This window comes from Prevotella sp. P5-50, assembly GCF_002251295.1.
In the GTDB taxonomy this organism is placed as follows: domain Bacteria; phylum Bacteroidota; class Bacteroidia; order Bacteroidales; family Bacteroidaceae; genus Prevotella.
Window position 1 is genome coordinate 25598 of the sequence record NZ_NPJA01000032.1, and the last position, 9623, is coordinate 35220.

Consider the following 9623-nt stretch of genomic DNA (forward strand, 5'->3'; position numbering starts at 1 on the left):
AGACGAACATAGTCCTTATGCCCCAACAATACTCCGATGAAATGGACAAAATTCTATTTCAACAGTCCAAACTGATGAAGGAATATGAATAGAATCGCCATCGGACAGATGTATTTCACCAAGAAGAGGTAGATATGAAACAAACGGGCGTACCACTCGCTACGAAGCGTTCCCCAGTTGGTAAACTCCTCACGCACTACCTTATGAGGTACAAACCATCCGATAAAGATACAAGTCAAGAATCCCACAACAGGTAGGAATATTTGTCCTGTAATGAAGTCAAACCAATCAAAAAGTGCCTTTCCACCGAAGACAAGGATATCGGTCGCTCCCAGCGACAACGAGCAGAACGCACCGATGATAGCTGTTGATATGGTCACTATAAGGGCAGCTTTCTTGCGCGACAGGGTAAACTCTTCTTGGAAGAAAGCTGTACTTACTTCATGAAGCGACATGAGCGATGTCAGTCCTGCCAGACTCAGCAACACAAAGAATAACAACGACACAAAATAACCCACTATGGGAATGGCACCAAATGCTTGCGAGAAGACGTTGGGCAATGTGATGAATATGAGTGAAGGACCACTATCTGGATTGACACCAACAGAGAAGGCCGCAGGAAATATCATCAGTCCTGCAAGAATAGCAACAACGCTGTCGATGATAGCAATCTGCGTTGCTGACGTAGTGATATTGGTGTATCTGGAGAAGTAACTGGCATAGGTACACAAACAGCCCATCGCGATACTCAGCGAATAGAAGCTCTGTCCCAATGCACTAAGGAAAACATCGCCAGTCATCTTCGACATATCAGGTTTAAACAGAAATTCTATGCCTTTACCCGCATTAGGCAACATACACGAAGCCACAACAATGATGAGCAGAAGGATAAACAGTGTGGGCATCATCATCTTCGATGCCTTCTCAATACCATCGCGCACACCATGTTCAATAATCAAATAAGCGATACCAAGCATGACGAAGGTCCATAAAACAGGGCGAACAGGATCAGAGGAAAGCTCGGCAAAATAGGTTTTGAAATAGTCTGGTGTGCCTTGCAACTGACCGATGAACGATGCCCAGATGTATTGCAGACACCATCCGGTGACAACGGCATAATATCCTGTAATGAGGAATCCAGTAAGCACACCCATATAGCCTACAAATTTCCAAGGGCTACCACCCGACAGTTTGGAGTACGCACGCGCAGTATTAGACTGCCCATGGCGGCCCACAATAAACTCGCTAATCATACAGGGTATTCCCAACAACAGAACACAGGCGAGATAGATGATGATGAATACAGCACCACCATTTTCACCAGCCATGTATGGGAAACGCCATACATTACCCAGTCCTACTGCTGAACCTGCCGTGGCAAGAATCACTCCGAGTTTGCTTCCAAATCCAGTTCTTTCTGTCATATAAATCAGTTTTTGCTTGCAAAATTATAAAAAATTTCCTACATTTGCGCTCAAATTGTTATAATTGTATGAATAAAACAGCACAAATCATAAGAAAGTACCCATTATCGCTAATATGCATAGCCGTTATCTGGTATTTATCATTCTTCACTCCTCCAAAAACAGAGTTGGAAGATGTACCCTTGATTGACAAGTGGGTACACATGATTATGTATGGTGGAACATGGACATTGGTATGGTTGGAATATCTCAGAAGTCATACACACCTCAACTACCGCAAACTATTTTGGTGGGTATGGTTGTTACCCATCATGATGAGTGGTATGATAGAATTATTGCAGGAATACTGTACCAATGGGCATCGGAGTGGCGATTGGCTTGATTTATTAGCCAATTCCATTGGCATCACACTTGCCACAGCAGTAGGCATGTTGGCCAAACGGTTGTTTTTTCGCTAACACCAACAACACTAACTGAAAGTGGATATATCGTAGCTAAGCGACTATTTTTCCACCAGCAACAAGAACATGTCTTCGACCTATGACTTATCACCCCACTTACAATAGGGATGTTGGCGAAGTTGGCTATTGTAATAACGGCGATCTCCAGTGACTTCAACTCCGATGAAATCGGGCAATTCTGCACTTTCATCAATCGATGACAATTCTACTTCAGCCATAACAAGACCTGTATTGTCGCCATAAAATTCATCAACTTCAAACACATGTCCGCCATGACGCACAAGCCAACGAGTCTTATCGACAAGTCCCGGTTCACAGAGTAGCATCAACTGATGTCCCTCTTCAAGGGTTATCTCCTTCTCAAATTCATAGCGCGATAATCCACCATCGAGGCTCGGTCCCTTGATGGTGAGATAGGCACGTTCGTCACGTATGCGGACGCGAACAGTTCTTCCGCGCTCACTGCAGATATAACCCTGTTGGATATGACTATGAGCAAAAGCAAGTTTCTTGTAGGAATCATCCCTGACAAGAAACTTGCGTTCGATTTCTGTAGCCATCGTTTAAAGGACGGTTAATGCCCAAGCCATATAAAGCAAGCCGAGTGCAATAAAGCCACCGATAATCCACCATATCAGTTTAGAACCCTTTTTCTCTTGTTTCTTGGCCCATGCTTCACGCTTGGCCTGATGTTGTTTACTCATAATATTCAGTTTTTAGTGTTATATATTTCTATGTTCGAATATACGTTTATTCCTCATCGGTGGTAGGGAATTCCATGAGATAAGCCTTGATGAAACCGTCTATTTTTCCATTCATCACGCCATCCACATCAGATGTCTGATAGTTGGTACGATGGTCTTTCACTCGTCTGTCGTCAAAGACATAACTGCGAATCTGACTTCCCCACTCTATTTTCTTCTTACCCGCCTCTATCTTAGCTTGCGCTTCAAGACGTTTCTTCATGGCGCGGTCGTAAAGTTGTGAACGAAGCAAAGCCATGGCGCGCTCCTTATTCTTGGGTTGGTCGCGCGTTTCGGTATTTTCAATGAGGATTTCCTCTTCCTCCCCTGTATCAGGATCAGTGTACCAATAGCGAAGGCGCACACCCGACTCCACCTTATTGACGTTCTGTCCACCTGCACCGCTCGAACGGAAGGTATCCCACGAGAGTTTTGCCGGATCCACATACACCTCAATGGTATCGTCAACCAATGGTGTGACGAAAACAGAAGCAAAGGAAGTCATTCGCTTACCCTGTGCATTAAACGGGGATACTCTCACCAGTCGGTGCACACCGTTTTCACTTTTGAGATATCCATAGGCATATTCTCCACCTTCAATCTGCATCGTGACACTCTTGATGCCAGCTTCATCACCTTCTTGAAGGTTGGAAATGCTCACTTTATACCCATGAGCTTCAGCCCATCGTTGATACATTCGCATGAGCATCGACGCCCAATCCTGACTTTCCGTACCTCCAGCTCCTGAGTTGATTTTGAGTACACACTCCATAGGATCCTCCTTTTGACGGAGCATGTTCTTCAGTTCCAAGTCCTCAATGAGCGATATGGCGCGCTGATAGTCTGCATCGACTTCCTCTTCTGTAACCATCTCTTCCTTGTAGAAATCGAATGCCAGTTGGAGTTCGTCTGCTGCAGCTCGCACGTCATTATAGCCATCAATCCATTTCTTGATGGCTTTCACTTTCTTCATCTGTGCCTCAGCCCGCTTCTGATCCTCCCAGAAATCAGGTGCTTGTGTGCGCAGGTCTTCTTCTTCAAATTCTATTTTTTTCTCGTCGATCTTCAGATAATGACGCAGTTTGTCAGTCCTATCGAGGACATCTTTCAGTTGGTCTTGTGTAATCATCGTGTCTGTTGGCGATAATAATTATATGAAAGACATTAGTCTTCGTACATCTTGTCGATTTCTGCCTTATAGTTTTCGTTGAGCACCCGACGTCGTATTTTCAGCGTATTAGTCAACTCGCCCTTTTCCATTGAGAATTGGTGGGGCAAGAGTGTGAATCGCTTCACCTGCTCATAGTGTGCCAGCTGCTGCTGAAGGGTATCAATTCTTTCCTTCATCATGGCATAGATTTGCGGATTAGCGCAAAGCTGTTCTCGATTTTCAAAGGCGATATTATGCGCACGTGCATACTCTTCAAGCATGCCATATACGGGGATGATGAGTGCCGAAACGAATTTGCGTTGGTCGGCAATGACAGCAATCTGGTCGATATACTTATCTACCAAGATTTTCGACTCTATCATCTGTGGTGCGATATACTTACCGTTAGAAGTCTTGAAGAGGTCTTTGATGCGCTCTTTGAGGAAGAGTTCACCATTTTTCAGGTATCCTGCATCACCAGTACGGAAGTAACCATCTTCTGTGAATGCCTGGCGGGTGAGGTCTTCACGGTTGTAGTATCCCTTGGTGATGGTGGGGCCTTTGAGCAGAATCTCGCCTTCATCGCTGATGCGGATATCGATGCCGTTGATGGGGCGCCCTACACTTCCCACGGTATATGGTTTGTTGAGATGATCGCAACTGACGGTGGCAAGCGATTCGGTGAGTCCGTATCCCACTATCATATTAAGTCCGATGGAATGGACAAATTCTTCCACATGCTCACTAACAGCAGCTCCTGCTGTGGGGAAGAAATGTGCATTTTCCAGTCCCAACTCTTTACGCACGAGCGAGAATACGGTGCGGTTGAGCAGTTCGTATTCGAGATGGAGTGCCATCGGTGGTTTCTTGCCAAGGCTGAGATACTCAATATTATGTTTTCTTCCTACTGCCAATGCATGATGGAACAGTTTGCGCTGCACACTACTGGCATGGTCTATCTTCTCCATCACACCCTGATATACCTTTTCCCAGAATCGGGGCACACTCGACATACAGGTGGGATGCGTCTCGCGCATCGACTGCTGCACTTCTTGAGGATGGGTGTTTACTATCAGTGTAGCACCTTCAGAGAGGCAGAGAATAGCCCATCCACGCTCAAAGATATGGGTATAGGGCAGGAAATTCATCACACGGTCGTGTTCATTGACATCAACACACTCGTCGTTGGCAATTATTGCCGCATGGAATTGTCCATGGGTCAGTATCACGCCCTTAGAGTCTCCTGTGGTTCCGCTGGTATAGAGGATATTGGCAATGTCGTCGTTGTTAGCCTCGCGCTGACGCTGTTCCACCTCGGTCTGACGTGGCAGTTTGTCACCAAGTTTGAGGAAATCATCGAAATAGATGGCATTGGTATCATGTTCTGAGATATGCACCATGGCATCATAGACAATGATACGTTCCAGTGTGGGGCAGAGTGATACCACTCGGCGTGCCCGGTCGTACTGTTCTTGTTCGCCCACAAAGAGGAAACGCACCTTGGCGTCGTTGATCATGAACTGTATTTGCTGCTCGCTACTGGTAGCATAGAAGGGTATGGTGACAGCCCTTACTCCCCATGCACCAAAGTCGCAGAAGAGATACTGAATGGAGTTTTGCGAGAATATACCTATGTTTTCCTGTTCTTTCACTCCGATGTTGAGTAGCGCATTGCTGACTTGTTTAACGGTTGCAGAAAACTTATTCCACGACAACGACTTCCATTCCTTGCCGCCAAAGTCCTGATAGATGAGTGCTTCGCGCTCGCCATATTTCTTAGCGAGGTCATGCACCAATACCGACATGTGGCTTCTTACTTGCATAAGCGTTTTTCCTTATTTATTATATATAATATGTGCAAAGGTACGAATAAGCGAGTGAAATACAAAGAAAAAACACTTTTTTTCTTTTATTTCCGAGCGTGAGTACCTAAGACGCATAGCATCAAAGGTACGAATAAGCGAGTGAAATACAAAGAAAAAAACACTTTTTTCTTTTATTTCCGAGCGTGAGTACCTAAGACGCATGGCGTCAAAGGTGGTGCAAATCGAGTGAAATACAAAATAAATCACAATTTATTTTGCATTTCCGAGCAAGAGAAGGAAAAGACAGAAGGAGGAAAAAGCATGATCGGATGATTATCTGTAGCGGTTTGATCTAAAACTTTTTCTCTCACACCACATGACAACCATCCGACATGCCGACTATCAACGTTCTCAAGTTTGAGACTTTTCGAACGTATATACTATATTTTTCTAACTGTATTATAGTGCAATACCGACCGACCAATACACAAAACCATGGTTTGGACTAAGTTCCGAACGTGAATTTACATAGCGGAAACCCACACCAAGGTTCAGGCCAATAGCCTTACTGTTCGCTGCATGAATATGGTGTATAGACAGGTCGTAATAGTTATTATTCCAATCAGGATGTCCCACAGGCCATGCCATTCTAAAGCGCACAGGAGTAAAACTTGTTCGTTTCTTATTCTGTTGGATGTCATAACCCACGCCAACACCCAAGGTATTGGTATTCATATAGGTTTTCACGCCATCCTTTCCCAAATGATGACTCATTCTCTCATACGTGCCAAACAGCTCTACGCGCTTACATTTTAGTCCAAAGTTGAAGTCATAACCATGCATGGACATACCCTTATTGCGTATAGAAAATACATGGTCAACATCAAGTGTAAGAAGCAGGGAATCTGGTTTTGCAGGTTTTGTGCATTGTGCATATAAAACATCACCCAGAAACACAATAAAAAAAAGAATAAATGATAGCTTTTTCTTCATAACTCTTCAAATGTAATTTTTTATTAATATTGTTTGTGTTAGGAAATGTCCTTTTTACTCGCAAAATTAAACAAAAAACAGGAAATACACAATAACCGACAATTAAAATATCACACATTTTCTCATAGAAACAAAACATTTCGTCACTTCTCTCGCTGTTATATTAATAAAAAGGTGTAATTTTGCAAACAGGTTAATAACATACGAACGATGACAAACAATATACAGCAAATGACCGTAGAGGCAGTGGGACTGCTGCAACAACTCATCAAAACACCATCGGTGAGCCGTGAAGAGAAAGCCGTTGCCGACCTGATGGAACAGCAAATGAAGCTATGGGGACTGACTCCGAAACGTGTGGGCAACAACCTGATGCTTATCGGGAAACACGCCGAAGGCAAACCTACCCTACTGCTTAATGCACATATCGACACGGTGAAACCCGTCAGCACATGGACACGCGATCCGTTTACACCAACCATCGAAGACGGACGCCTCTACGGACTGGGCGCTAACGACTGCGGCGGCGGACTTGTCAGTCTGCTTATGGTATATCGCGCACTCTGCAACGAAGACCTTGCCTACAATCTGGTTTATGTAGCCAGTGCAGAAGAGGAAGTCAGCGGCGCCAATGGATTTACGCTGATTCGCGAACAACTGCCACCTATTGATGTGGCTATCGTGGGCGAACCGACTGGCTTACAACCGGCTATTGCCGAGAAAGGACTGATGGTGATCGATGCCGTGGCACACGGAAAGAGCGGACACGCAGCACGCAACGAAGGCGAAAATGCGATTTACAAAGCTTTGGACGATATACAATGGCTGCGCAACCATGAGTTTGAAAAGGTCAGTCCACTACTTGGTCCGACCAAAGCCACGGTAACAATTATCGGCGCTGGCACTCAACACAACGTGATTCCAGACGAATGTAAATTCACCATCGATGTGCGCACCAACGAGTATTACCGCAACGAAGAACTCTGCCAATACCTACAGTCGCAGATGCAGAGCGAACTGAAAGCCCGTTCTTACCGGCTGTCATCCTCGTCGATTTCCACCGACCATCCCATAGTGAGCCGTTGTATCGACATGGGCATGACACCTTTTGGATCACCAACCCTGAGCGATCAGGCTCTTATGCCCTTTGCTTCGCTGAAACTCGGACCGGGCGAATCGAGTCGCAGTCATAGTGCAGATGAATATATAGGTATCGACGAGATTGGCAATGCCATTGTCACCTACATGGAACTGTTGCAATCCATTCATTTGAAATAGGCGTCAATGTGATTTACGGCAATCAAACCGAGAAAACATAAAAAACTCCCATTCCATCGGGTTTTACTTCGGCTTCAACCCTATTCGATTAGTATTTCCGACTGGCAAACCTCTTATAAATCATGCGCGCACACCTAATAATATACGCGCGCGTACGCACACGCGACGTCGCAAAATTTCGACCACTCGACCACCACAACGGCATAACACGCTATGTGTATGCAGCTTACGTGGGTGGTCGATTACGTTAACTCGGCGGTTTTCGACCACCATTCGACCACCAGACCCTCTGCCGTTGCCACCATAAAAACAGTCCATCCGCATAGCCGACAATACATGATTTGTATATTCTGACGCCAGATAACATCCTTGTCAAACGTAGGACAGGACTATTGCATAATATTTGACACCACTTGTTTCCGATATTTGAAACAACTTATTTCCAACGTTGAAAAGGCTCTTGTCTAACGTTTGACAACACTCTTATCTAACATTTGATAACACCTTTATCAAACGTTGGATAACACCTTTATCAAACGTTGGATAACACCCTTATCAAACGTTGGATAACACCTTTGTCAAACGTTGGATAATAACTTTGTCAGCCGTTTGAAAATGCCTGAAAATAATTTTTACCCCAGTTCGGGATAAGAAATAGTTGATAAAAAAGTTGGTAGTCTCATAAATATTTTGTACCTTTATAGGTGAAAATCAAATAGTTACAAAAATATTTAATATGACTACCGATTGCAAAGTTACAGAATTATTTTGTATTATAGACGAGTTTTGCAAACATTTTGATGCAGAAAATGCAGGAAATTTGTTGGAAGACAATAGCGGAGTGAAGCGTAGACGGCGTGCAGCATCGTTATCCGACAGTGAAATCATGACGATTCTGTTGTATTTCCATTTCGGTACATTCCGCAATTTCAAGCACTACTACCTGTTCTTTATTAAGGGTACGATGAAGTCTTATTTTCCGAAAGCCGTGTCGTACAACCGCTTTGTGGAGTTGGAAAGCCGCGTGTTCTTCCAGCTCATGTTCTTCCTTAATCTGGGGGCTTTCGGAAGATGTACTGGCATAACATTCGTTGATTCCACGATGATACCCGTATGCCATAATCTCAGGAGATATGCCAATAAGGTATTCAAGGGAATTGCCACTGACGGAAAAGGAACTATGGGTTGGTGCCATGGCTTTAAGCTCCATCTTGCGTGCAATGACAGAGGCGAGATAATAGCGTTTGTACTTACTGGTGCAAATGTCAGCGACAAGGACCCGAATGTGTTCAAGGTTCTTGCTAAACGTTTGTATGGCAAGCTGTTCGCTGACAAAGGCTATATTTCGCAAAAGCTGTTTGACTTCCTCTTTGAGGATGGAATACAGCTGGTGACAGGGTTGCGCGTAAACATGAAAAACAAGCTGATGCCATTCTATGACAGAATGATGCTGCGCAAGAGATACATTATCGAAACCATTAACGACATGCTGAAGAATACGGCACAGATTGTACATTCACGCCATAGATCTGTAAGCAACTTTATCATGAACCTTATTTCTGCCTTGGGAGCATATTGTTTCTTTGATAACAAGCCAAAGGCATTGCAAGGATACTGCATCGAAGACACGAAGCAACTTACATTGTTCTAAGGACAGAATAATCTCTTTCGATTCTTTATATATAGCCCATGTCTGATGGTATGGGAAGAGAATTCACGTATCTGTCTTCACATGCAACTAATCGCTATTTTATCCCGAATTGGGGTAA

9 protein-coding genes are annotated in these 9623 nt (G+C 44.3%); 3 read left to right on the plus strand and 6 right to left on the minus strand.

Going from position 1 to position 9623, the window contains the following annotated elements; genetic code table 11:
• Positions 1-53 precede the first annotated feature (53 nt).
• Positions 54-1424, minus strand: coding sequence for a sodium-dependent transporter (locus tag CIK88_RS07200; RefSeq protein WP_094435486.1), 1371 nt, complete (start codon positions 1422-1424; stop codon positions 54-56).
• Positions 1425-1492: 68 nt separating this feature from the next.
• Between CIK88_RS07200 and CIK88_RS07205 the strand changes: the two genes are divergently transcribed.
• Positions 1493-1882 (plus strand): VanZ family protein, encoded by a 390-nt coding sequence (locus tag CIK88_RS07205; RefSeq protein WP_094435488.1) that lies wholly within the window; start codon positions 1493-1495, stop codon positions 1880-1882.
• Between the two features lie 80 nt (positions 1883-1962).
• Here the strand turns inward: CIK88_RS07205 and CIK88_RS07210 are convergent, their stop codons facing one another.
• From CIK88_RS07210 to CIK88_RS07225, 5 genes are all read right to left on the minus strand, one after another.
• Positions 1963-2445: a CYTH domain-containing protein gene (locus CIK88_RS07210; RefSeq protein ID WP_094435490.1), complete on the minus strand. Its 483-nt coding sequence runs from the start codon at positions 2443-2445 to the stop codon at positions 1963-1965.
• A gap of 3 nt (positions 2446-2448) precedes the next feature.
• Entirely contained in the window at positions 2449-2589 is a 141-nt protein-coding gene (locus tag CIK88_RS12395; protein WP_158214658.1) for a hypothetical protein, read from the minus strand.
• A gap of 46 nt (positions 2590-2635) precedes the next feature.
• Positions 2636-3757, minus strand: coding sequence for a peptide chain release factor 2 (gene prfB / locus CIK88_RS07215; protein ID WP_094391757.1), 1122 nt, complete (start codon positions 3755-3757; stop codon positions 2636-2638).
• Between the two features lie 35 nt (positions 3758-3792).
• A complete protein-coding gene (locus CIK88_RS07220; RefSeq protein WP_094391756.1) occupies positions 3793-5601 on the minus strand; it encodes a long-chain fatty acid--CoA ligase in 1809 nt (602 codons plus the stop codon).
• A 441-nt stretch (positions 5602-6042) separates the two neighbouring features.
• Positions 6043-6576 (minus strand): hypothetical protein, encoded by a 534-nt coding sequence (locus CIK88_RS07225; protein ID WP_094435492.1) that lies wholly within the window; start codon positions 6574-6576, stop codon positions 6043-6045.
• 210 nt (positions 6577-6786) lie between these two features.
• Between CIK88_RS07225 and CIK88_RS07230 the strand changes: the two genes are divergently transcribed.
• Together CIK88_RS07230 and CIK88_RS07235 are read left to right on the plus strand one after the other, a co-directional pair.
• Complete coding sequence (locus CIK88_RS07230; protein ID WP_094435494.1) at positions 6787-7854, plus strand: M20 family metallo-hydrolase; 1068 nt, start codon at positions 6787-6789, stop codon at positions 7852-7854.
• Positions 7855-8590: 736 nt separating this feature from the next.
• On the plus strand, positions 8591-9505 hold the full coding sequence (locus CIK88_RS07235; protein WP_094435496.1) for an IS982 family transposase: 915 nt from the start codon (positions 8591-8593) through the stop codon (positions 9503-9505).
• Positions 9506-9623 lie beyond the last annotated feature (118 nt).